Source organism: Ruegeria sp. SCP10 (assembly GCF_040329495.1).
In the GTDB taxonomy this organism is placed as follows: Bacteria; Pseudomonadota; Alphaproteobacteria; order Rhodobacterales; family Rhodobacteraceae; genus Ruegeria.
In genome coordinates this window covers 170,502-193,972 of the sequence record NZ_JBDZYF010000007.1, presented here as the reverse complement: position 1 = coordinate 193,972, position 23,471 = coordinate 170,502, and the positions used below count along the sequence as shown (strand labels likewise).

Sequence of the window (23,471 nt, the reverse complement as noted above, 5' to 3'; positions counted from 1 at the left end):
TAGCCGAATAGGCGGTAGACCATACCAAAGTGTCGCGGGATGGAGCAGCCCGGTAGCTCGTCAGGCTCATAACCTGAAGGTCGTAGGTTCAAATCCTACTCCCGCAACCAAAACCCAAACAGCCCGTTCGATCTACAAACAGTCCACTGGACTGTTCGCTTAACGATCAAACATCGGCGTTAGCAGGGCTTGTCTGCACGTGATCGTAAGACTCGACTCTGCAAAGGGAGAAACTTAAAAAGAACAAAAAGAGAACACGGAAGCTAACATGTTCGATGAGATGCAGCGGCGCATCATTTCATTGTGGTTTCCCCGGTTGGCGACTGACCGGGTTTTGCGTCAGTGCCCGATGGACGGACCTTTTGTTCTGACCCTCAAGCAACGGAATGCCAATCGCATTTACTGCATGAATGTCGCGGGGGCAGAGCAAGGGCTGCATAAGGGTATGGCGTATGCGGATGCGCGTGCTTTTTGCCCGACCCTGCAAAGCGGTATCGCTGATCCTCAATCAGACTTGCGCTTTTTACATATTCTGCGCCGATGGGCGACGCGATATTGCCCTTGGGTGGGGCTGGAAGGTGACGACGGGCTGGTGCTGGATATCACCGGGTCGGCGCATCTGTTTGGCGGTGAGACAGCGATGCTGGCCGATATACGCGGGCGGCTGGCACGCGCGGGGCTGTCGGTGCAGATCGGGGTCGGCGATACGCGGGGTGCGGCTTGGGCGCTGGCTCATTACGGTGAGGGGCAGGCACCTGTCGGTGATATGTTGGGGGCTTTGGCCCTATTACCCGTGGCGGCTTTGCGTCTGAATGAAGAGACATCGGTTACTTTGCAGCGTATGGGATTGCGTACAATCGGCGCGCTGGTCGCTGACCCGCGCGCACCACTGGCGCGCCGCTTTGGGGCCGGAGTGCTGCTCCGGCTGGATCAGGCCTTAGGAGCGCAGCCGGAAGAAATTACACCACTGACCGAACCGTCCCGTTATGCCGTGCGCATGACCCTGCCAGAGCCGATCGGGTTGCTGACCGATGTTATGGCCGGGGCCGAACGGCTGTTGGTGCAGCTCTGCGCCAAGCTGAATGCGCAAGAGATGGGCGCGCGCAGGCTGTGCATGACATTGCGTCGGGTAGATCAGGGGTATCAGCAGGTTGAGCTGCGTCTGGCCCGGCCCTTACGTGACCCTCATCGTATCCTGCCCCTGTTCGAACGCGGGCTAGGGGAAATAGATGCGGGGTTTGGCATCGATCAGCTGCGGCTGGAGGCTGTGGAGGTCGAAGACCTACCCGTGCAACAGCTCAGCCATGCTGTGGGGTGGGGGCAGGGTCAGTTAGAGGACCTGATCACCCGGCTAGGCACTCGGGTTGGGCTCGAGAATATTCAGCGGTTTTTACCGGCGGACAGCCATATCCCCGAGCGTAGCTTTATCATTGCGGCAGCCGCCTATTGTGAAGCCTCAAGGGGGTGGAGCAGCCAGCACCCGCGCCCCCTTTGCCTGTTCCCACCCGAGCCGATTGCTGCAACAGGTCCACAGCCACCCAGGCGTTTCCGCTGGCGGCGCATGTCGTTGACAGCAAGCCGCGCGACTGGACCAGAGCGCATTGCCCCTGAATGGTGGTTGGCCGATGAAAACTGGCGTTCTGGCTTGCGCGATTACTGGCGGGTGGAAACCCTGCAAGGGCGCAGGCTCTGGCTGTTTTACACGCCGCAGAATCCGGGCTGGTTTGTGCAGGGAGAGTTCGCATGATCGAAGTGAACCGCACCCACCGTCCGGTAGAAGCCTTTCGCCGTGATATGCTGGAGGCTCATGCGCAGGGCACCGGGTATGCCGAACTGTGCGTCACCACGAATTTCACTTTTCTGACTGGGGCGTCACATCCCGAAGAACTGGTGCTGCGCGCGGCTGAACTGGGGCTGTCTGCGATTGCTGTGACAGATCACAATTCTCTGGCAGGTGTCGTTCGCGCGTGGTCTGCACTGAAAGAGTTGAAACGGCAGACGGGGCAGCCGTTGCAAATTCAGTCTGAGCAATGTGTGGATTCATCGTCGCGGCAGGCAGTTGGGCACAGGCAAGCCCTTGCTCGGCCAGACTGCCCGGTATTGCCTAAGCTGATCGTTGGCTGCCGGCTGGTGCTACGGGACAGTTCATTGGACTGGGTGGCGCTGCCCTGTGATCTGGCAGCTTACAAGCGGCTCAGCCGATTGCTGACCCTGGGCAAGCGACGCGCGGATAAAGGGGACTGTGAGCTGTATACGCAGGATCTGCTGGCAGCGTGCAAGGGCATGATGCTGATTGCGCTGCCTCAGAGCAGCTTGCAGAAGGCCGCAGCGGATATACAGGCCATGCGGCGGCATTTTCCCAATCACGTCTTTCTGGGTGCGGTGCCACGCTACGATGGCAGCGATCAAGCCTATTTGGCCGAATGCGCCCGGCTGGCGCTAAGAGCCTGCGCGCCGATGGTGGCGGTGGGGGATGTGCTGATGCACCGCGCCAGCCGTAGGCAATTGGCCGATGTGCTGACCTGTATGCGGGAACATATTACGATTGATCAGATAGGAACGCGCGCCTTGCGCAATGGGGAACGGCGGCTGAAGGCAGGCACCGATATGGCGCGTGTCTTTCGGGATCATCCTGCCGCGCTGCACCGCACATTGGAGATTGCAAGCCGCTGCAGCTTTGATCTGAGCGAACTGTCCTACGAATACCCGGATGAGATCGCAACGGACGAGCCACCTCAAACCCGGTTGGAACGGTTGGCCCATGAAGGGCTGCAGCGCCGCTATCCTGATGGGCCGCCTGATGCGGTGGTTGACTTGATGAACAAGGAACTGGCAGTGGTCGCGGACCTCCGGTTCCCAGCATATTTCCTAACCGTGCATGACATTGTGCAGTTTGCCCGCTCACAAGGCATTCTTTGCCAGGGGCGCGGATCGGCAGCTAATTCGGTGCTGTGTTACCTCTTGGGTATTACGGATGTCCCTCCGGGGCAGATTGCCATGGTTTTTGAACGGTTTGTGTCGAAATACCGTGGCGAGCCGCCGGATATTGACGTCGATTTCGAACATGAGCGGCGCGAAGAGGTGATCCAATGGGTCTATGAAAAATACGGCCGCCACCGTGCTGGCCTATGCGCCACCGTCATCCATTTCCGCACTCGCGCGGCGATCCGCGAGGTCGGAAAGGTGATGGGGTTATCGCAGGATGTGACCGCAGGGCTATCTAGCCAGATCTGGGGCATGACCAATGGTGGCGTTGATCTGGGCCGTGTGCGAGAGTTGGGGCTGGACCCTGACGACCGTCGCCTGATGCAAACCCTCCGCCTGATAGGTGAGATCATCGGCTTTCCGCGCCATTTGTCTCAGCATGTCGGCGGTTTCGTGATCACCAAGGGGCGTCTGGATGAGCTGTGCCCGATTGAGAATGCCGCGATGGAGGATCGCACTGTCATCTGTTGGGACAAAGATGACATTGATGCGCTCAATATCCTGAAGGTCGACGTTCTGGGGCTGGGTATGCTCAGCTGTCTGCGCAAATCCTTTGATCTTTTGCAAGCGCATGAGGGTGAGGACCTGAGCATCGCCAAGGTGCCGCAGGGCGACACGGCCACATATGACATGCTCTGCCGGGCGGATGCAGTCGGCGTCTTTCAGGTCGAAAGCCGGGCGCAAATGAACTTCCTGCCCCGAATGCGGCCGCGTGAGTTTTATGATCTGGTGATCGAGGTTGCCATTGTCCGCCCGGGACCCATTCAAGGGGATATGGTGCGGCCCTACATTCGGCGGCGCAACAAGCTGGAAAAACCCGAACCCTTTGGCCCGGAACTGGAGCAGGTGACAGCACGCACATTAGGGGTGCCCCTGTTTCAGGAACAGGCCATGCAGATCGCGGTGGTCGGGGCAGGCTTTACAGCGGAAGAGGCTGACCATTTGCGCCGTTCTTTGGCGTCGTTCCGGCGGATGGGTACAATCGGCACATTCCGGGATAAATTTATCAAGGGGATGCTGAACAAAGGCTATGACATGGAGGTGGCAGAGCGCTGTTTCTCGCAGATCGAAGGCTTTGCCGATTATGGGTTTCCCGAAAGTCACGCAGCCGCTTTTGCCATGCTGGCCTATGTTTCGGCCTGGCTGAAATGTCATCACCCGGCGATCTTTGCTTGTGCGCTGCTGAACTCTCAGCCCATGGGGTTTTATGCCCCTGCCCAGATCGTGCGCGACGCGCGTGAGCACGGGGTCGAGGTGCGGCCCATCTGCGTCAATCATTCGGAATGGGACAATATTCTGGAACGCCGCCCCGATGGCGCGCTGGCCCTGCGGCTGGGGTTCCGCCAGATCAAGGGGTTCAGGAAAGAAGACGCAGGTTGGATTGTGGCCGCGCGTGGCAATGGCTACCCGGACCCAGAGGCACTTTGGCTGCGTGCCGGGCTTCGTCCGGATGTGCTGACGCGGCTGGCCGAGGCGGATGCCTTTTCTGATATGGGCCTGACCCGGCGCGATGCACTCTGGCAGGTCAAGGCGATTCAAAGCCCGAAACCTCTGCCGTTGTTCAACGATCCAATTGACGGAGAAATGGTTCACGAACCGCAGGTCAATCTGCCGGTCATGCAATTGGGTGAAGAGGTGGTCGAGGATTATGTCTCAACCCGTCTGACCTTGCGGGCGCATCCTATGGAACTGCTGCGCCCCTCATTGCCGGGATTAGTCACACATGCCTCTTTGCAACAGGTGCCGCTGGGGCGGTACAGCGTGTGTGGCCTTGTCATCACCCGCCAGCGGCCCGGCACGGCCTCGGGTGTTATTTTCCTGACGTTGGAGGATGAGACCGGGGTCAGCAATGTGGTGGTCTGGCCCAAGGTTTATGACCGCTTCCGTCGTATTGTGATGGGGGGGCGTTTGCTGCGGGTGACAGGATATCTGCAACGCGAAGGGATCGTCGTGCATTTGATTGCTCAGGACATTGAGGACTTATCGCATAAGCTGTCCGAATTGGGGCATCCACAGCCAGAGGCCCTGAGCACCGAAGCTGCCCGCACGGATGATACGCTCAAACAATCCCGCTATCCCGCGCGGGCAATGCACCCAAGGGATCAGGCAAAGCGATTGTTCCCAAGCCGGGATTTTCATTAATCGGCCATTTGTAGCGACTGTGGTATTCAGCACTTCTTTTGCATAAAGCTTGGAGGAAGGGAAAATTGTTGCGAAATTGAGAACAATTCCGGCTGTGTTTCACATTCCATGTAGAATTTTGAAAGCACAGGTGATCTTAAGGCAGCTCTTAATCAAGGCAAAAAACGGTGAATTTCCCGCTGCCTGAGATGCGTGACAAACAATCACAGATTGAGCACCCAAGTGGAATTGCGAAGTGTGTTAACACTTAATTAACTTGATCCTTGGAAAAGCGCGGCTCACTGGCTAGGGTTAGACAGTAACCAGTCCAAAGAAATTGTCTCCCGTGCCCAAAAATCAAAGCCTGTTGGCTCCGCTTCGCAAATCTAATCTTCTTTTGACCTCATCCATGGCGCTTGCCGTCGTCGGCGCATATGGCCGCACTGCATATGGCGGCAGTTGCACGCCGTCGGGGGGTGGAACCTATTCCTGCTCGGGTCCAGCAACTGGTGGTGACGCAACCATTACGCTGAATTCAGGCGCATCCCCTCTGACAGTGACAACGCAGCCAGGATTTGGGCATACGGTCTCTAGCGGGAATGCGCTCAATCTGCGTTCCAGTGACAGCATTTCGTTTACGGATGCAAATAGCTCGGTCATCACGGGGTCGAACTTGGGGATTTACTCGCGCAACACGGGAACGGGCGCGATGACAATCACGGTCACAGGTGTTGTGACCGGGACAGGCGGTACCGGGGTGTACGCGAACAATGCCGGAACGGCGACCGATATGACAATTTCTGCCGTTGACACAAACGGTGGAAGTTTCGGCATCACGGCGCGTAACAATGGCACAGGCGCTTTGACAATCACGTCCACAGGAACAGCTTCAGGCACATCTCAGGACGGAATAAACGGGCGGAATGCGGGGACTGACCTAACGATTACCGCAGTCAACGCCAACGGCGGGCGCACGGGCATATTTGCGCAGAACACGGGCTCGGGTTCGATTGCCATCACCACATCAGGCGCTGTAACTGGCGGCACAGGCGCGGGCATTGCAACGCAGGCTGGTTCTGGCACCGCAGTCAATATAACCCTGAATTCAGGCAGCACCGTCAGTGCCACATCTGGTACGGCGATCACCAATGACCAGTCTGACGCCACAGTGACCGTAAACTCGGGCGCTGCGGTCACAGGTGCTATAACCTTGGGCGATGGCAGTGATACCTTAGACTTCACCGGTGGTGACTTCAGCGGCGTTACCCTGTTTGACGGTGGCGACGATTCCTCCGGTGGGGACGGCTTTGTCGACACGCTGCGCTTTGGCAGCAGCGGTGCATTGGCTGGGGCAAACGTGACCAACTTCGAAGTGATAGAGATTACCAATAATTCGACGATCACACTGACCGACAACAGCCTGACCGCGGGTGATGGCGGTGCCGGAACCGGGCTTACAGTTCAATCAGGCAGCAGTTTGCGTCTTAACACCGGAGCGACCAGCCTGACCGGGAATATCAGCAATGGCGGTATGCTCTCGGCACAGAACGGATCGGTGGGCGATGTCGTCACTGTCAGTGGTGACTTTGTCGGCACCGGCGGAACTATCCTGCTGGATGTCGAACTTGGCGGTGACGGGTCGACCACGGACATGCTTCAGATCGCAGGCGACACCTCGGGCACCACATTTGTATCGGTCAACAATATCGGTGGTGCCGGGGCAGAAACCATCAATGGGATTGAAATTATCCAAGTCGGTGGAGCGTCAAATGGCATCTTCACGCTGAATGGAACATCTCAGACAGCCACCGGCGAACAAATTGTGGTTGCGGGTCCGTTTGGCTATCGTCTTGTCGACACTGGCAGCGGCAGTTTTGTGCTGTCCAGCCTGGATGCGTCCGGCAATCCGATCCTTGTTGGATCTAGCATCGCCTCATTTGAGGCTTTGCCTTCAATCCTGCAATCAGTGAACCGTGTCCGCAGTTTTCAGGCGCGTACTGCCGCAAGAACCGCTGTAGCACCTTCTGGGGACGCGACCAGACAGCGGGTTCGTGATTTTGGCACCGATGGCGATGTCTTGTCCTACCCGGATACCCCGGTCTGGCTGGAACTCACCGGACGACGTAGCGAAATCGCGCCGGCTCGGTCGGACGCAGGGATCAACACAGTGCGGACGGACACCTATACGATAGCGGTAGGGGCAGATACGCTGCTGTCCGAATTCGCCAATGGGGCGCTCTACGGTGGGGTGGCGATCAGCTATGACGATGCCTCAAGCACGGTGCGGACCGATCAGGGCAACAGTGATATCGACACGACGTCGTTGGGCCTGACCCTTAGCGCCACCTGGCTGGACGCGCGTGGCTTTTATGTCGACACACAGCTTCAGTACAACGACAACTCCAGCGATACGCGCGACCCTGCCACGGGGCTGGAACAGAACGATATCGACTCGGATCAATACGCGATTTCGGTTGAGGTTGGTCGTCCTTACGAGGTCAAACCGGGCCTCGTTCTGATCCCTCAGGCGCAGCTGACCTATGCCTCGCTGGATGTGGACGACTTCACCGACAGTTCGGGCAACAATGTTGTCTTTGATGATGCCGACAGCGTACTGGCGCGGCTCGGCCTGTCCGCAAACAAATGGTTTGCCAACAGTCGCGGCACCGGCAGCTATTTTGGTGTCGTGAACCTTTATCACGAGTTTGACCCGACCACCCGGATTTCGGCCGGGGGGATGGAGTTCAACGAGGAGATCGATGATACCGGCATTGAACTGGGCCTTGGCGCGCGTATGATCCTGAATGAACGTTACGAGCTTTCTGGTTCGCTGAACTATCTTACTGGTCTTAATGATCTTGGGGATAGTTACGAACTGGAAGCCACATTGGGTTTGCAGGTTCGGTTCTGAATGATCAACATATCCAGGGTTCTGGCGTGGGGCGGGGCCGCTCTTGTTACGGTGTCGGGCATGGGCTCGGCACAGACGACAGAAACAACATCCACGCAATATCAAAGCTGGACAGTGAACTGCACCCAAGAGGCTGATCAGCGGCAATGCGCCATGAGCCAAAGCCTGAACCTGCAGAATCAGTCCGGCCTACTGCTGCGGGTCGAGCTGCAGCGAAACGCCGAAGGCGCGGCCTCGGGTATTGTGATCGTGCCATTTGGGCTGGATATCACCAAAGGTATTTCGCTGTCGATCGACGGCGGCCCCCGGTGGAATCTTCCGATGCGAACCTGTCAGAATTTCGGGTGTGTGGTACCCCTGACACTTGGGCCGGGGATTGTGGATCAGATGAAACAGAGTAACACGGTGCAAATCTCGCTCTATACGCTGGATGGTGGACAAGCGCTTGAAGTACCTGTGTCATTAGCGGGTTTCACGGCAGCCTTTGATGCGCTTTGATCCGTTGTCGCTGACACCAATCAATCAGATACGGATCCCCTGACACTTCTTCAGAGTCCAATCTGACTATAAGGCGTGGGCAGAGACTGTGGCCGGAAATCGGTTAAGCCGTGTATCGCATTCAAAGACCAGCTAAAAACGTCACAAGTAGTGCGGTCTTCACATCACTCGATTTAAGGGAAAACTGGCTGTGCACGCAGTTTCGAGCTGTCCAGTCTCGCGCAGAATTCCCTGTTAACAGGGACTTTACAGGGAGAACTCATGGATCTGGGCCGTTTTCGGTAGTTTGGAGCTCGAAGCTACTCTTTAAAACAGTGACTTGCGTGGATTTTCCTTAGATCGATTAACAGGAAATTTTTCTCTGATGATCCGGGAACTTCTTACGACTAACAGTGAAGAGGATAGGGGGGGGAGCGGGCCAAACAAACCTGATCTGAATGTCGGAAGCCGACATTCGTGCGAAGTGTAACCAACGGCTGTTGTGAGCCCAACCTGTGATTTCGATGTTTTTGCTGCGCGCGCTCGCAGCAGAAAAATCTCTGCAATTGCGAACTTACAAACGCCGCTGCGCGGCGAGGAAATCGGCCGATCGAGCCCAGCGCAGCGAAAAGCAGCCGGGCAATTCACAAGTCGCGAGACTTTTTTACCTTTCTAGGGTCAGGACCCATTGATTTCCGCTTTTCGGCATGATTCATCGTTCGAAAAACGAGTGGTGACATGTCTGACCTTTTCTGGCTGAGCGATGCGCAGATGGCGCGTCTGGAGCCCTATTTCCCCAAGTCCCACGGCAAGCCTCGTGTCGATGACCGGCGTGTGTTGAGTGGGATTATCTTCATCAATCGCAATGGTTTACGGTGGCGAGACGCGCCCAAGGAGTACGGGCCGCACAAGACCCTTTATAACCGTTGGAAACGATGGAGTGACAAAGGCATCTTTGCCCAGATGATGGTCGGTCTGGCCGCTGAGCATGTCGAAGAGAAGACGATCATGATCGACGCCACCTATCTGAAAGCCCGCCGCACAGCGTCCAGTTTGGGCGTCAAAAAGGGGGGCGCGGTCGCCTGATTGGGAGAACCAAAGGCGGTATGAATACCAAGTTGCACGCCATCTGTGACAGCAAAGGGCGACCTTTGAACCTCTTTGTTACTGCCGGGCATGTGAGTGATTACATCGGGGCAAAGGCCCTTTTGAGCAGTCTGGCCAATGTCGACTGGCTGCTCGGAGATCGAGGTTACGACGCCGATTGGTTCAGAGAAGCCCTGAAAGACAAAGGAATACGCGTATGTATCCCTGGTCGGAAGCAACGCAAGGCCACCGTCAAATATGACAAACGCCGCTACAAACGGCGCAATCGCCCCTCTCGTGACATTGCTTCGCAATGCACTGCCGGGCAGTGATCCAAGATTATGTTCGGCAGGCTCAAGGATTGGCGGCGTGTGGCAACCCGCTATGACAGGTGCCCAAAGGTATTCCTCTCCGCCATCGCTCTCGCCGCCACTGTCATATTCTGGCTATGAAACAACAACGAGTCCTGACCCTAAGTCCCTGAAAATTATCCACAATCTGCGACTAATTATTAAGTGTGTGATTTATTGGAACATCATGGCTGGGCGCGCAGTCTCGAGCTATCCAGTCTCACGCAGAATTCCCTGTAAACAGGGAAAATACAGGGAAAACTTATAGATTTGGGTCGATTTCGGCGTATTGGAGCTCGAAGTTACTCTTTAAAACAGTGGCTTGCATGCATTTTCCCTAGATCGATTAACAGGGAAGTATTCTACGATGATCAGCGAAATCGCCTATGCTTGCAGGGAATAATCTTGCAAGAGGCGGGATCTGAGACTGTCCTGAAAGTTGACCTAATTCGACGTTCTATATCCAGAGTAACTTCGGGTTTTCGTGTTTGGCAGACATTCCGCACCACCACTTTGAGACATGTCGTCATTGAGAAACAGGCCAAACCCCGGATAGTTCACGGGAACGAAAAAGGTGAGCCACATGGGAAATATTGGCTGACTTTTCTGCGAGGATGCCGGTGTTGGACGTATAGACCATCCATATTGGAATGTTTGGAAGGTCACCGCAGTACTCTGTTGACAAAATCTCCTTATTGGAGAACTTTGCATCCATAGAACGCCTTTAAATTGTGGAATTTCTAAATGATCCCCAAGATACTTAGAGCTGCTATTTCAGCCGTTGTGCTATGTTTTCCTGTTACCTCGATGGCACAGCAAACATGTGAAACACAAGGTGTTCATATGTGGAGAACAGGTAACTACACCTACGAAGAATCGGCTGCTATAGCCTGTCAGTTGCCAGAGCATTTGAAGCAAAAGGGCTACGTAGAGCTCGGTTACAGAATCAACAAGCAATTGTTTGGCGAAGAGCTTCGGTGTTATCATAAACGGCCAATTCTAAACGGGTGGAAACTTGGATTAGGAGATCGTCAACTGGCCTGTGTGACGGCACTGGATGGTACAAAGCAACCCGAAAAGTACTGTGATGTTGGACCATCCTGTGTCTGCCAGACAGGAGATTGCGGGACCTGTAGCGCAGATGGAAACCCAGGCACCAACACTGCGGGTAATCCCATTTCTCTTGCGCATGGCATTAAAACCGAAGTCGCAACCGACTGGGTATCGATCAAAGATTCGCGATTTTCGTTAGTGCGTCACTATAACTCTGCCGGGGGTAGGTTTTATAACCCATATGACTTCGGGCTTGGTTGGGAAGGTAACTGGTCTTATATGCACGTGCAGCCTTATTCGTGGCAGTTTGAGCAAAGGCTCTTTAGTCCAGGAAATGTAATCACAACCTTCGGGAACGCCAATAACGACATAGGCGCAACGCTGCTTGAGGGAAGCGCGCTCGAATTGACTTACATTGGGGCAACAGATCATGAGGCTAACTACTCGTGGATCGATACGCCTACACCAGAGAATGACAATTTCAGGCTGTCTGATGGTTCGGGTCGCGAAATCACACTGTCAGCCTACGGTCTGCCGTGGAACATGAATGTAAGCCGCTCGAAGTACCGGTATGCGTCAAAAATCGAGTGGCAGGATGGGTACCGCATCACGTTTGACAGAAACAGTGATGGCCGTATCCAATCCGCGACAGACAACAGGGGCCAGCGGGCAGATTTCACATGGGTCGAAATCGATCATGATCCATTTGGACTCGATGGCGTCGTCTGGAATTTTGTTCCGGAAACCCTATGGTATGTTTCGAAAATCGACGTTGATCCTTCTTACGACGGCCAGAATTTCGATCCCTCCGTTGCTGTCAACTATACATATTCGGACGCTGGGCGCCTTAGTGGTTTGGAGCTAAGCTCCGCAGTTGTGACGGATTTGCAGTCCAATGCAGAATTGCAATCGACGTCTTACTCCTACGATCCAATATTGAATGGCCATCGAGAGCTACCGTTGCTTGCCGGAATTTCAGACGGTCGCGTGGATGCAAATGGTGATCCATTTGAGTTCGCGAGTTTTGAATATTCCGCTTCTGAAGCTGATGCTCAGACGGGTGCTCCACGTGCTGTGTTCACCGGACATGCGGAGGACTCTCTGGATTTCTCCGTTGTCGTCGAAGCTGCCAGTACCGCATCGGCCGGCGGGGTAAAGGTTACCAATCCTTTGGGTAAAGAAACGAACTATTCATATGAATGGGTTGGGGGAGTTAAACGTCCTGTTGCCATTGACGGGGTTGCTACGCAGCACTGTTTGGCGACGACCAAATCCCTAGGGTACGCCCCCAATGCAGGAGCACCAGAAGGTTTCGTATATGAACGAGTGGAAAGAAACGGCTCGAGAACAACATATGAGCGGGATGCGCGTGGATTGGTTCTTACCAAGACTGAAGATGCAGACGGGCTCGCGCCGCGTGTAACCAGTTACACCTGGCATTCAGAGCTTCAGCTACCGCTCACCAGAACAACAAACGAGATGTCGGAGAGCTTTGCATATGATGCAGATGGGCAGGTCGTTTCCTATACTCAAACAGATGTTTTGTCGGGTAGCCCAAGCAACGGACAGACTCGGAACTGGACTTACAACTACACCACGCTGGGAAGTGGGTTGAAAGTTCTTCAAAGCATTGATGGACCAGGCCTCGTATCAAACAGTATCGATGACGTAACCAGCTACACATACAACTCTTCTGGCGTGGTCACTGCCATTACTGATGCCAATGGGTTGACGACCACCTTCAGCGACTTTGACGCCAACGATCTGCCGCAACGAATTGAAGAGCCGAACGGTGTGGTTTGGGTCATGGCTTATGATGCTTTGGGGCGCGTCGTGCAAACGACAGAAAATGCCGGCTCGTCTAAGGAATACACCAATTCCTACGCATATGACCTTGTAGGGCAGGTCACATCATTTACCAATAGCAGTGGTCACACCTGGACATTTGAATACGACCGTGCGCGTCGACTGACAGCAGTTCTGGACCAGGCTGGTCAAAAAATGGTCTATCATTACGACGCCGCGGACAATGTGACTAAAACCGAATATCTGAGTGCAGCAGGGGCCACTCAGTTTGAAGAAACATATCTCTATGATGAACTGTCGCGGATGCGGGGTTTGTCCGGGCCGCACGGGCAACTGGCAACCTTTACGCATGACGTAGAAGACAATCTGGCCAGTGCAACTGATGCTTTGTCGAATTCTACGACATATGGTTTTGACAGCCTTAACCGTCTGGTATCGATGCTGGATCAGCAGAACGGCGCGCAAACCGATATGTCGCATAATAATGCGGATTTGGTGACTCAGTACACTGACCCGCGGAATCTGGTGACGAATTTTGTCTACAACGGGTTCGGCGATGTTGTCCGCGAAGAAAGCGGAGATCGCGGAACGATCATCTATACTTATGACGAGCGTGGCCTGGTGACATCGATGACCGATGGACGTGGAACCGTTTCCAATTACACTTATGATGATGGCGGGCGCATTACAGCACGTGGCTTCCCAACGGCTTCGATTGAAAACCAACTGTTTGTCTACGATGGCACTGCGAACGGCAGCGAGGGTCAGGGTCAGATCGCCACGATCACGGATCAGGCGGGCACAATCAGCCGCACTTATGCAGACGGTGGACGCCTCACATTGGATCGTCGGCAACTGCAAACTGCAACTTATGACACTTCGTATGGTTACAACGCCGCTGGTCTTCTGGATCATCTGACAACGCCCTCGGGCCTGCGCATCAGTTATTCCTACGACGGTCAGGAGCGGGTGACGGATGTCACCATTCAGCGGCAGGTGATTGACCCGCAAACCGGTGTGTTCCCGCCTGCGCAAACTGTGCTGAGTGGTGCAGCATACGCGCCCTTCGGGCCGGTGACCGGCTTTACCTATGGCGACAACGCGACCCATGTTCGGACCTATGACACGTCATATCGTCTGAACGCGCTCAAAGATGATCTGGGCGCGATAGCATTGCGGGACCTGACGCATAGCTGGACTACGCGGGACAACCTCGGTGCTGTCACAGATAATCTGAACAGCCTGAACTCTGAGACCTTCCAATATTCGGCGCAGCAGCGTCTGGCCGAGGCAATTGGTCCGTATGGCGAGATTGACTTCACGTATGACAAGGTTGGAAATCGAACCAGCAAAGTAGAGGACAACAATGGCACGTTGACGACGGCCAGCTACAACTACCCGGCGACGTCAAACCGGCTGGCAGATATAACAGTTGGCCTCAGCACCCGTACATTCACCCATGATATGGCTGGGAATGTCACTTATGATAACCGATCTAGCGGTGGCTATGGCTATGCCTATAACGCGGCGAACCGGATGTCGGAGTTCTCGATCAATGGCGTGGTGCAGGCTGAATATGTCTATAATGCACTCGGCCAGCAGGTCATACGGCGCCTGACGCAAGAGGGTAAGACCCTGCATGTCATCCACGATTCCGATGGCAATCGTTTGGCCGAGTATGAGTACGATCCGGTATCGGGCGGCTCAACTTTGCTGCGCGAGTATATCTGGTTCAACGGTGAGGCCGTGGGCGTTGTCGAAAACGACACGCTTTACTTTGTGCGTACCGACCAGATCGGGCGACCTGCTTTTGCGACCGACGCAAATGGGTTGAAGGTCTGGGAGGCCAGCTTTCTGCCCTTCGGGGGCGTCCATACCTCTACAGGCGCCAATTCAGACCTCCGCTTCCCCGGCCAGTGGTTCCAATCCGAAGCTGGCCTCCACCAGAACTGGATGCGCGACTACGACCCAACAACAGGACGATATATCCAGGCAGACCCGCTTGGCCTCGTCGATGGACCTTCCGTATATGGATACGCACTGCAAAACCCAGGCAGGTATACCGATCCAAGAGGGGAGCAGGTTGTCATACCCCTCCCGCCTCCTATTGCCCCATCGACACCATCAGGGAACCACCACACTCAAGCTGGCCAGTTTATGCTGGATATTCTTACTGAATTGCTGGACAGAACAACAAACACCAATCCCGCTGAGCCGATTCCATTTTCAATCGCAAGGATGCTGTGCGACCCATTTGAGGACGGCTGGTGGCCGAACGTTCATCAAGACGAGAACGGTGCAGAGCACACATCTGGCGCAAGACCCTCGACAAAGGCTAAACACGAGAAAGGTCGAGCCAGAAAAAATCGCGATCGAGGTAACGAAAAAGGTGACAGCAGTCGGAAACCGCCGAGAAAGCGCCCGCCAAACTACAAAGGACCTTGGCCTCCTCGTTAGGTTTAGGAGTAAGAAAAATGGAACTCACAGATAAAACTGAAATCGCACGGAAGCTAGAACAAGAAGGTGGCGACTCGGAGGAAATATTAAGTCTCTTACTAGAAGCGGCTAATTTGGGTGACGCTGAAGCCATCTACGCAATCGGTACTTTTTATCTACATGGAAAGTACTTAGACAAAGATGTATCTAAGGGAGTTCGGTTTATCGCCCGCGCAGCGAAAAAAAACTGGGCGGCAGCGGCTTTTGATCTGGGTGTAGCGTATGAGACAGGAGACTTCGTTGAAAAAGATCTCAGTGAAGCATTTCAAAACTACCTACGAGCCATGATGCTTGGTGATTTGTCTGGGGCAGAAGAAGTTTGCAGATGTCTATATTACGGAATCGGCACGGCCAAAAACCAAGAACTCTATGACGACTTAAATGGTGTATTGGAAGCTATTCGGCATCGAGAGGACAAATAGTGAACAACTTGATGCTTGTAGAAGTGCAAACATTAGTGAACGTCTAAGAGCCGAGGACACTAGCCAGCTGGTTCACATTTCTCACGTGCGATCAACCCGAAACGTCGCCGTCTTCCCCTGAACCACCACGGCTTCCGTCCCGGCCCAGGCTTGTCACGCTCGGTTGGCTCTGATCGTCAGGTTCGGCGTAGATATATGCTCGGCCCCATGGGTCGATCAGGCCTTCCTCATTGTCCAGGTAGGGCCCTGCCCATGACGGATCTCCCGGAGGCGCAGACACAAGAACGCCAAGGCTTTCGGAACTGGTCGGGTAACGACCTGTGTCTATGTAGAACAACTGCAATGCACTGCCGATTTGCTGGATTTGCAGCTTTGCGGTCTCAGACTTGGCACGCCCTAGATATCCAATCAATCTGGGGCCTGCGACCGCAGCGATCATGGCAATGATGGCCAGCACGATAAGCACTTCCAGAATCGTCACACCGCTGCGTGCATTCCATTGATGTTGCCTGCGATTCATATGCCGCCTCCGTACAACCAGATACTCCAGGCAGAGAGGCAAAGAAACGGACCGAATGCAACCTTCGATTGACCGATATCTTTCACAGAAGTCGATTGGACAACCGCAAACAGGCTAAGCACTGCCAACCCCGCCAGCGCAGCCGTTAAAACGATATAGGTGGTGGCGTAAGCCCCGCACCATATTCCGATACCCGCCATGAGTTTGACATCGCCAAAGCCCAGACCGTGAACGCCGCGCGTTTTCAGATAGAGCTCGGCGACGCCCCAAAACAGCAATGGCCAAAGTATTGCACCTGAAATTCGGTCTATTAGGAGTAGCCCTGGGCTTCCATAGAGCGCAGCCGCACCGGATACTACCAACAGCAAAGCCGCTGCATCCGGAATTTCAAATGTCATGAAATCCCAAACGCTGATCCAGATCAGAAGCGCTGCGAAAGGAAGGGCCATCCAGTTCAATGGCATTGAAGTGGCGGCAAACACGCCATAAACCATAAGATGAGTAAAGATAAGCCAATAGGTTTTCATGACCAGTCTGATAGGAGGTCGCGGAAGTGCTTGCAAGCATACGACGAAACCAGGGTTTTGCGCTGATTGTCGTGCTCTCAACGCTCAGCATTGTGGCGCTGTTGTTTGCAATCACCAGCAACCGTTTCCTTGCTGGTCAAGCCTATACCGAAGCTGAGTTGGAACTGGGGCGATTTCAGCAGGAAAATCAGGCTCTGGCGGAACTGGCAATTGGAGTGTTTGGCCCCGGTTCAAATCAAATTGATCCACAAACGTCTTTGGTGTTTCAGCAAAACGGGCGCGAATTGACATTGATCTTGCAGGATGTGGGTGGCCTGATCGATCTGAACACAGCCGGGCCTGAATTGCTGAACGCCCTATTTAAGGCTCTTGAGATCCCTGATGCCGCTGTCGAGCAGTTCAGGGAGTGGCGACGCAAATCGTATCGGTTGCACAGCGTCGCTGATTTTGCGCGTGTCGCAGACACTCCTTATGAGGATGGTCTGCGTCTCAGAGAATTCGCAACTGTTCATTCTGGTCGCTTTGGCATTGCGCCCGATTGGGCGCCGCAGGGTTTGATGGCGCTTTTGGCAGGTTCTAAATCAAGTGAAGGCGCTCAGAGTCTAGAAATTCCGAGGGTCTGGCAAACTTCGGCTTCGCGCGTGACCTTCCGTGTTGATCTGTGGGAGGCGGGGCGATTTTTGCGTTTTGTTGGCGTAGTTCACCTTGGCAATCCGGGCGTGGACGGACGCATTTTGGAGTTGTATTGAGTGAGAAAAAACTTGTTAAGAACACTCATCATTCGATCGAAAGACTTCTTAGAACACACTCTGATCTCGATTGTCTAACCATTTTCGGAACACAGAGTGGCTTAAATGATCAGTATAACTGGATGGATCTGTGCAGGGTACAGATAAAAACCAAACTCGGGCGCGAAAGAAGGGCAGGTGGACCTTTTGAAGATCATCTAAGATAACCATTCGATGTCAGAACCCAAAACTCGGTTAAGTTCGAACGCATCGATCTTTCCTGAAATTCGAAGGTTCTCCGCCTGATCACGTATCGTAAGAAATCCTTGTTTGTGCGCTATGCGAGCCAACGTGTCTTGGGAGGCACCGTCTGAAATGGCCGAACTTACTAATGGGGTTATTTCGAGAAGCTCCGAAACAACAGTGCGCCCCCTCTTTCCCGATTTCCCGCACGTTTCGCAGCCATTTCCCTGGCATTTGGAGCAAATCGTGCGTGCTAAGCGTTGCGAAAGAACTCCGCGCAAGGTGGCTGACAAAAGGTAGGGGGGTACACCAAGGTCGAAAAGGCGGGTTACCGCTGACAGGGAGTCATTCGTATGGATCGTTGACAGAACGAGGCGTCCAACCAACGCAGCCCGAACCGCGATTTCTGCCGTCTCTTGGTCGCGTATTTCACCAACCATAATGACGTCAGGGTCTTGTCGCAGGATCGCACGTAGAGCCCGGGCGAAGGTCATGTCAACAGCTGGTTCTACCTGTACTTGATTTACACCGGGCAAGGTATATTCAATTGGATCTTCGACCGTGACGATTTTCCGATCGGTCGAATTCAGACCACTCAATGCCGTATAAAGCGTCGTGGTTTTGCCGCTTCCGGTGGGACCTGCAACAAGAAATATTCCGTTCGGCATATTTGCGATGCGTTCGATTTGCCCAATTCTGGTCTGGTCGTACCCTAACTCCGTCCAATCCAAAGACACGTTGGACCGATCAAGCAGTCTGAGCACGATGCTCTCGCCAAACTGAGTGGGAAGCGTAGACATCCGGATGTCAATCACATTCCCGCGTACCGACAATTGCGCGCGCCCGTCCTGTGGTCGCCTCTTTTCAGAGATATTGAGGTCAGCCATAACTTTGAGACGGGAGATGACCGAGGCCCAGTGGTTTGTCGAGATTGTACTGGCTGTGCGTAAGCGACCGTCGATCCTGAAACGTATCGCAGCCGATGTCTCGCCGGCTTCAATATGAACATCCGATGAGCCCATCCTAACTGCGTCAGATATTATGTCGTTGACAAGCTTGATGGTGGGGCCATCGTTAGCCAGTGCATTGAGCCGTTCAATATCAAAATCCGACACGTCCTCTTTGTTTTCGCCTGCTGGACTACTATGCGCCAACAAGGTCTTGATCGTGGTTGGTGTTGCAATCACCATCTGAACGGGCAGCTTTAAGTAGAACCCCACACTCTGAACTGTTTCGTGCATGCGCGGGTTGGCCGTTGCCACCAGAATGGTGGAACGGTCTTCAATCACAGGTAGAACCTCTGTTCGATCTAAGAAATCGCGCGAGATCGCGATGTTGTCGATAAGGCTGAGGTCAAAATCGGCTTCGGTGACAAATCTGAGCTCCAAAAATCTTGCCAGCTCCTTATAAAGAACATCTTCGTCCATCAAACCGAACTCAAGCAAAGTTCTCTCGATGGGCGTACCAGTCTTTTCGCTAGCGTTTTTTGCTCTTAGAGTGGCAGTTTGTGAAATATTATCAGCATCTTGAAGCCAAGTTAGAAACTCAGAGGTATTCAAATTTGTCACAACCTATCCCTTCAAAAACAAAATACTGTCAAAGCTCATAGTTGTACGATAAACAAGAGAAATAAGGGTAAAAACCCCCAAAAAAGCGAGCAGATAAATGATCAGGTGGGCATTGCGAAATGCCAAGGCTAAGCTGACTGGTTGGACGGCTAGCTTTGTACCAGAATGGGTGGGCGCAGTATTATTGTGTCAACCTTTGGCTGTGCCCATCAGACTGCGCGCGAAGGGTAGTGTTGGGGCAGAGGATTCTGTTTCGATTGATGCTCTGGCCGATGAGGTCAGCTTATCTAAGGGGGAAGTCGCAGCGGCTGTGTTGGATGTTTATCTGCCGCCTGAGCTATTCTTTGAGCGGCGGTTGGTCCTGCCAGTAACCGCCTGTGATAAGCTGCAAGAGGTGGCTTTGCTCGACCTCCAAAGCCGCACCCCCTTTGAGTTGGCAGACATCTATTGGCGTCTTGGGCGACCCGCCAAAAAGAACAGCGTTATCGAGGTTTCGCAGTGGATTGTACGTCGCGAAGATGTTCAAAGCTGGAAACACAATCTGGAAAGGAATGGCTACCGGGTTTGCAAGCTGTTTGTTGACATTGATAGCGCTCCGCTTCCCGTTGTGGATTTTTCCGATGAGATATTGCCTGGTCGCCAAACGTTCCGAAAGCTGAACATCGCTTTGGCATGCACAGCGTTGCTTTCGTTGTTCTCTGCCTGGCTATATCCTGGCTGGTCGGCTCGCATCGACACTCGGGTGCTGCAACTAGAACTTGACACCCTAAGGTCTCAGGCGCTTTTAGAAAGACACAAGGTCGAAGAAATTCGACAGACGGAAGCTCAGAAAACTACTCTCGTTGATGCGGTGATGCTGAGGCCATTGCTTGTGGATACTCTTCGTGAACTGACGATCAGCCTGGAGGATGATGTTTGGGTTTCAAGTATGGCTTTCAACACATCTCGCGTTGTTATCACGGGCGAAGCGGGGAACTCAGCGGCTGAGGCAGTCTTATCGCTTGGCGAGCGTTCTGGGTTCGGAAACCCACGTATTAGTGGTCCCGTTTCACGCACAGCCCGTGGATCAGAGCAGTTTGAGATTACTCTTGATCTGGGGGCGCCGGGTTAGTGTTGAGGCGACGCTACATAAACGCAACTGGTGCATTTGCCGCATGCGCTGCAATCGCGGTTTTGGTTTGTTTCTCGATTGTGGCGCCGCTAAATGCCTGGAAAGCGCGGGGCCTAGAGATGCGCAATCAGGCTCTGTCCGAGATTGACAGGACACAGGCAACAATTGATAGGCTGAAACAGCAAAGCGAAATTCTCGCCCAGAATGAAAACCAGGAATTCCTTTGGCGTGCTGAGCAGATCGGCGCAGTGACTGCGAAAATTCAGACTGTTGTTACAGCATCAGCAGCAAACAATGGTGTTAGCCTGAGGTCTATTACACCTTTGAAAGCAAAGCGCATCGCTACGGTTGATGCTGCCAGCTTTCGATTGGAATTCGAAGCTTCTCTGGATCAGGTCACGGGCTTTCTTAAAGAGATCGAATACGCGACACCGGCTTTGCTGGTGGAGAAAGCTCAGTTCCGGCAGTTCAGAAAGCCCGCCGATGATCGATCTCAGCCTGTCCTGAATGCGCAGCTCGAACTAATCGCACCAATCTATCTTGAAGAGGTCGTTGCCGAATGAAACCTCTTCTACATGCAATTGGCGGAACGATGCTACTGGCGCTCGCATCGGCGTTTTCTTTGTATGTTGCTGCCAAAGTGATGCTCTCTGCCCCTAACCGTGCTCGAGTCGACGCTAGGGTTGAACACTACCAACCGGATGTTTCTGCAAAAAGCCGCAATTTCACAAGATCGCCGAGGTCTAAAAACTACTATTTAGTGATTGTTGAAAGACCCCTGTTTGCGCCAGAGCGACGCCCGAGAAATCTACGGAAGACTGCGGCCGAGCTGGAGGCTGATATCGTTGAGGCTGAGCTTCGGTCCTCTGCAAATCTAACCGTCATGGTGCACGGCGTCATGATGGGCGCGAAGGAAAACAAAGTGCTGATCTCAGTCGAGGGTGCAAATCCGGACTGGGCAAGGATCGGTGCCAAAATTAACGGCTGGATTGTGTCTGATATCGGAACCGATTGGGTGGAAATGAAGCAGGGCACAGAAACTCTTCGATTTGAGATGTACCAATGATGACATTATTGCAAAGAATAGGCACGTTATTCGTTACCATGAGCTTTGTTTTCTTGGCGGCCTGTAGTGACGGGGAGTCAGAAGGCGGCTTTAGCAGCAGATATTTGGCGAACAAAGAGTCCGCATTTCGGGGTTCATCAAAAACCGGAGCGGATAGCTTGCGGCTTGCGCTGAACGGGCCGGCACCGGAGAGACGATACTTGGGTACTGATGAGTTCTTGTCGGCCAACCAAAGCCGTCGCAAGATAGTCGAAGTTTCGGATGACGGTGAGATCACTCTCAATCTGGTTAATGTTCCCATTGAACAGGCCGCCAAGGCCGTTCTTGGTGATGCGCTTGGCAAGAATTACACAATCAAGCCGGGGATCGAAGGACTGGTTACCCTGCAGACGACACGGCCCCTCAGCGAACGGGCCTTGTTGGACACTTTTGAGATAGTATTGGGATTCAATGGTGCCGCACTTCAGGTCTCGGGCGACTTGATAACGATTGTCCCTTTGAAAGGGTCATCCAAACGCGTCACCCCGCTGGGGCAATCGCAGCAGGCCGGTGCGCGTTTGGTTGCCGTGCCGCTTGAATACATTGGTACTGCGGAAATGATCCGGCTTCTTAATCCCATCGTCGGCGATACCGTACAACTGATTCCGATTCCAAATCGCAACATCATTCTAATCTCTGGCGCTCGGGATGAGATGTCTGCCGCGATTGATGCCGTTAATCTTTTTGATGTCGATGTTCTGAAAGGGAAATCAGTTGGGCTCTATAGGCTAAAGGCGGCAGAACCGGAAGCTGTTGTGGAAGAGTTGAACCTTATCTTCGAAACAGAAGAGGGGGGAAGCTTGCAAAATGTGATGACATTTGTGCCGAGCAAACGACTGTCTGCCGTTATTGTGGTCAGTACGCGCTCGACCTATCTGGCCAAAGCAGAACAGTGGATAAGGGATTTGGACAGAACGGCAGGTGGCGCGCGCCGTCGCCCTGCTGTCTACAACCTACAGCATCGTATTGCTAAAGATCTTGCGCCGATACTGGGAGAGATGTTGCAGGATATTGCTCAGGCTGATGACGGAGCAAATCAAGGCGCCCCGCGGGTTGTTGCAGATGATGCGAAAAACGCGATTATTGTTTGGGGCAATGACACAGAGCAGGAAAGCTTCTCGCGCCTTCTACAGGCGTTGGACACCGTGCCGGTTCAGGTTCTGTTGGAAGCTACGATTGTCGAAGTCTCTCTTACAGATGAGCTGAACTTTGGATTGCGCTGGTTCTTTGAGCAGGGAAATTTTGAGGGCGTGTTTACCGACGCCTCCAGCGGTGCTGTTTCTCCGACATTCCCGGGGCTGTCCCTGTTGTTCCAGACGAACTCGGCGCGCGCTGCAATCAATGCGTTGGCTTCCATAACTGATGTTAACATCATCTCTTCACCGAACTTGCTGGTTTTGGACAATCAAGAGGCGCGTTTGCAGATTGGGGATGAGGTGCCAATTGCAACTCAACAATCCCAAGATGTGACGAATCCCGATGCACCCGTTATCAACACGATAGCCTACCGGGATGCGGGGATTATCCTGAAAGTTAAACCGCGTGTGGCGCAATCCGGGCAGGTAATCCTCGATATTGATCAGGAGGTAAGCAGTGTTCAGAACACGACAACATCAGGTATCGACAGCCCAACGATTTCGCAGCGCAGGGTCGAAACAAATGTCGTGGTCCATGACGGGCAAACCATCGCACTTGGGGGCTTGATCGAAGAGGGTCGAACGCGCACAGATACGAAGGTTCCTGGTGCAGGAAACATCCCGGTTCTCGGCGCGCTCTTCAGAAATCGTTCTGATAGAGTAGGCAAGCGCGAATTGCTTATTTTGATAACCCCAAAAGTCGTTCGAAACGGACATGAAGCCAAATCAATCACTGACGAGTTGCGAGGGCGTATCTCTGGTGCAAACGGATTATTGCAAAGAGGTGTTCCCACACAATCTGTTGGCCACAGGATCACCGAGTAGC

At 53.7% G+C, this 23,471-nt stretch carries 14 protein-coding genes, 1 tRNA gene and 1 pseudogene; 13 read left to right on the top strand and 3 right to left on the bottom strand.

What is annotated here, in order from left to right; genetic code table 11:
• Positions 1 to 33 precede the first annotated feature (33 nt).
• The 8 genes and pseudogenes from ABLN87_RS15575 to ABLN87_RS15540 all read left to right on the top strand — a co-directional run bounded on the left by ABLN87_RS15575 (position 34) and on the right by ABLN87_RS15540 (position 15,707).
• Positions 34 to 110: transfer RNA gene (locus ABLN87_RS15575), tRNA-Met, on the top strand.
• 158 nt (positions 111 to 268) lie between these two features.
• The gene (locus ABLN87_RS15570) at positions 269 to 1,747 is read left to right on the top strand and encodes a Y-family DNA polymerase (protein WP_353011697.1); all 1,479 of its coding nucleotides are present in this window, start codon (positions 269 to 271) and stop codon (positions 1,745 to 1,747) included.
• A complete protein-coding gene (locus ABLN87_RS15565; RefSeq protein ID WP_353011696.1) occupies positions 1,744 to 5,127 on the top strand; it encodes an error-prone DNA polymerase in 3,384 nt (1,127 codons plus the stop codon). Before ABLN87_RS15570 ends, ABLN87_RS15565 begins: the two co-directional genes overlap by 4 nt.
• A gap of 388 nt (positions 5,128 to 5,515) precedes the next feature.
• Entirely contained in the window at positions 5,516 to 8,017 is a 2,502-nt protein-coding gene (locus ABLN87_RS15560; protein WP_353011695.1) for an autotransporter outer membrane beta-barrel domain-containing protein, read from the top strand.
• Entirely contained in the window at positions 8,018 to 8,515 is a 498-nt protein-coding gene (locus ABLN87_RS15555) for an invasion associated locus B family protein (RefSeq protein ID WP_353011693.1), read from the top strand.
• Positions 8,516 to 9,232: 717 nt separating this feature from the next.
• Positions 9,233 to 10,032, top strand: a pseudogene (locus ABLN87_RS15550) (IS5 family transposase).
• A gap of 642 nt (positions 10,033 to 10,674) precedes the next feature.
• Positions 10,675 to 15,246, top strand: coding sequence for an RHS repeat-associated core domain-containing protein (locus ABLN87_RS15545; RefSeq protein ID WP_353011691.1), 4,572 nt, complete (start codon positions 10,675 to 10,677; stop codon positions 15,244 to 15,246).
• Between the two features lie 17 nt (positions 15,247 to 15,263).
• On the top strand, positions 15,264 to 15,707 hold the full coding sequence (locus tag ABLN87_RS15540) for a tetratricopeptide repeat protein (RefSeq protein WP_353011689.1): 444 nt from the start codon (positions 15,264 to 15,266) through the stop codon (positions 15,705 to 15,707).
• A gap of 91 nt (positions 15,708 to 15,798) precedes the next feature.
• Here ABLN87_RS15540 and gspG read toward each other — a convergent pair whose 3' ends face one another.
• Positions 15,799 to 16,227: a type II secretion system major pseudopilin GspG gene (gspG, locus tag ABLN87_RS15535; RefSeq protein ID WP_353011687.1), complete on the bottom strand. Its 429-nt coding sequence runs from the start codon at positions 16,225 to 16,227 to the stop codon at positions 15,799 to 15,801.
• A complete protein-coding gene (locus ABLN87_RS15530) occupies positions 16,224 to 16,754 on the bottom strand; it encodes a prepilin peptidase (protein WP_353011686.1) in 531 nt (176 codons plus the stop codon). Before ABLN87_RS15530 ends, gspG begins: the two co-directional genes overlap by 4 nt.
• Positions 16,755 to 16,780: 26 nt before the next feature.
• Here ABLN87_RS15530 and ABLN87_RS15525 point away from each other — a divergent pair, with 26 nt between their 5' ends.
• Positions 16,781 to 17,503 carry a hypothetical protein gene (locus ABLN87_RS15525; protein WP_353011684.1) on the top strand — a complete coding sequence of 241 codons (723 nt, stop codon included), beginning with the start codon at positions 16,781 to 16,783 and terminating at the stop codon, positions 17,501 to 17,503.
• A gap of 197 nt (positions 17,504 to 17,700) precedes the next feature.
• Here the strand turns inward: ABLN87_RS15525 and ABLN87_RS15520 are convergent, their stop codons facing one another.
• Positions 17,701 to 19,293 (bottom strand): GspE/PulE family protein, encoded by a 1,593-nt coding sequence (locus tag ABLN87_RS15520; protein WP_353011682.1) that lies wholly within the window; start codon positions 19,291 to 19,293, stop codon positions 17,701 to 17,703.
• Between the two features lie 313 nt (positions 19,294 to 19,606).
• Here ABLN87_RS15520 and ABLN87_RS15515 point away from each other — a divergent pair, with 313 nt between their 5' ends.
• Genes ABLN87_RS15515 through gspD form a run of 4 tightly spaced genes read left to right on the top strand, consistent with a single transcriptional unit; the run spans position 19,607 to position 23,470 of the window.
• On the top strand, positions 19,607 to 20,404 hold the full coding sequence (locus ABLN87_RS15515; protein WP_353011680.1) for a PilN domain-containing protein: 798 nt from the start codon (positions 19,607 to 19,609) through the stop codon (positions 20,402 to 20,404).
• Positions 20,404 to 20,967: a type II secretion system protein GspM gene (gene gspM / locus ABLN87_RS15510; protein WP_353011679.1), complete on the top strand. Its 564-nt coding sequence runs from the start codon at positions 20,404 to 20,406 to the stop codon at positions 20,965 to 20,967. Before ABLN87_RS15515 ends, gspM begins: the two co-directional genes overlap by 1 nt.
• The gene (locus ABLN87_RS15505; protein WP_353011677.1) at positions 20,964 to 21,470 is read left to right on the top strand and encodes a hypothetical protein; all 507 of its coding nucleotides are present in this window, start codon (positions 20,964 to 20,966) and stop codon (positions 21,468 to 21,470) included. The genes gspM and ABLN87_RS15505 overlap by 4 nt, the downstream gene beginning before the upstream one ends.
• On the top strand, positions 21,467 to 23,470 hold the full coding sequence (gspD, locus tag ABLN87_RS15500; protein ID WP_353011675.1) for a type II secretion system secretin GspD: 2,004 nt from the start codon (positions 21,467 to 21,469) through the stop codon (positions 23,468 to 23,470). The genes ABLN87_RS15505 and gspD overlap by 4 nt, the downstream gene beginning before the upstream one ends.
• Position 23,471 lies beyond the last annotated feature (1 nt).

Bases quoted from the DNA above. Each gene is read 5' to 3' on its own strand.
- ABLN87_RS15570 (WP_353011697.1), top strand. From the start codon at position 269: ATGTTCGATGAGATGCAGCGGCGCATCATTTCATTGTGGTTTCCCCGG.
- ABLN87_RS15565 (WP_353011696.1), top strand. From the start codon at position 1,744: ATGATCGAAGTGAACCGCACCCACCGTCCGGTAGAAGCCTTTCGCCGT.
- ABLN87_RS15560 (WP_353011695.1), top strand. From the start codon at position 5,516: ATGGCGCTTGCCGTCGTCGGCGCATATGGCCGCACTGCATATGGCGGC.
- ABLN87_RS15555 (WP_353011693.1), top strand. From the start codon at position 8,018: ATGATCAACATATCCAGGGTTCTGGCGTGGGGCGGGGCCGCTCTTGTT.
- ABLN87_RS15545 (WP_353011691.1), top strand. From the start codon at position 10,675: ATGATCCCCAAGATACTTAGAGCTGCTATTTCAGCCGTTGTGCTATGT.
- ABLN87_RS15540 (WP_353011689.1), top strand. From the start codon at position 15,264: ATGGAACTCACAGATAAAACTGAAATCGCACGGAAGCTAGAACAAGAA.
- gspG (WP_353011687.1), bottom strand. From the start codon at position 16,227: ATGAATCGCAGGCAACATCAATGGAATGCACGCAGCGGTGTGACGATT.
- ABLN87_RS15530 (WP_353011686.1), bottom strand. From the start codon at position 16,754: ATGAAAACCTATTGGCTTATCTTTACTCATCTTATGGTTTATGGCGTG.
- ABLN87_RS15505 (WP_353011677.1), top strand. From the start codon at position 20,964: ATGAAACCTCTTCTACATGCAATTGGCGGAACGATGCTACTGGCGCTC.
- gspD (WP_353011675.1), top strand. From the start codon at position 21,467: ATGATGACATTATTGCAAAGAATAGGCACGTTATTCGTTACCATGAGC.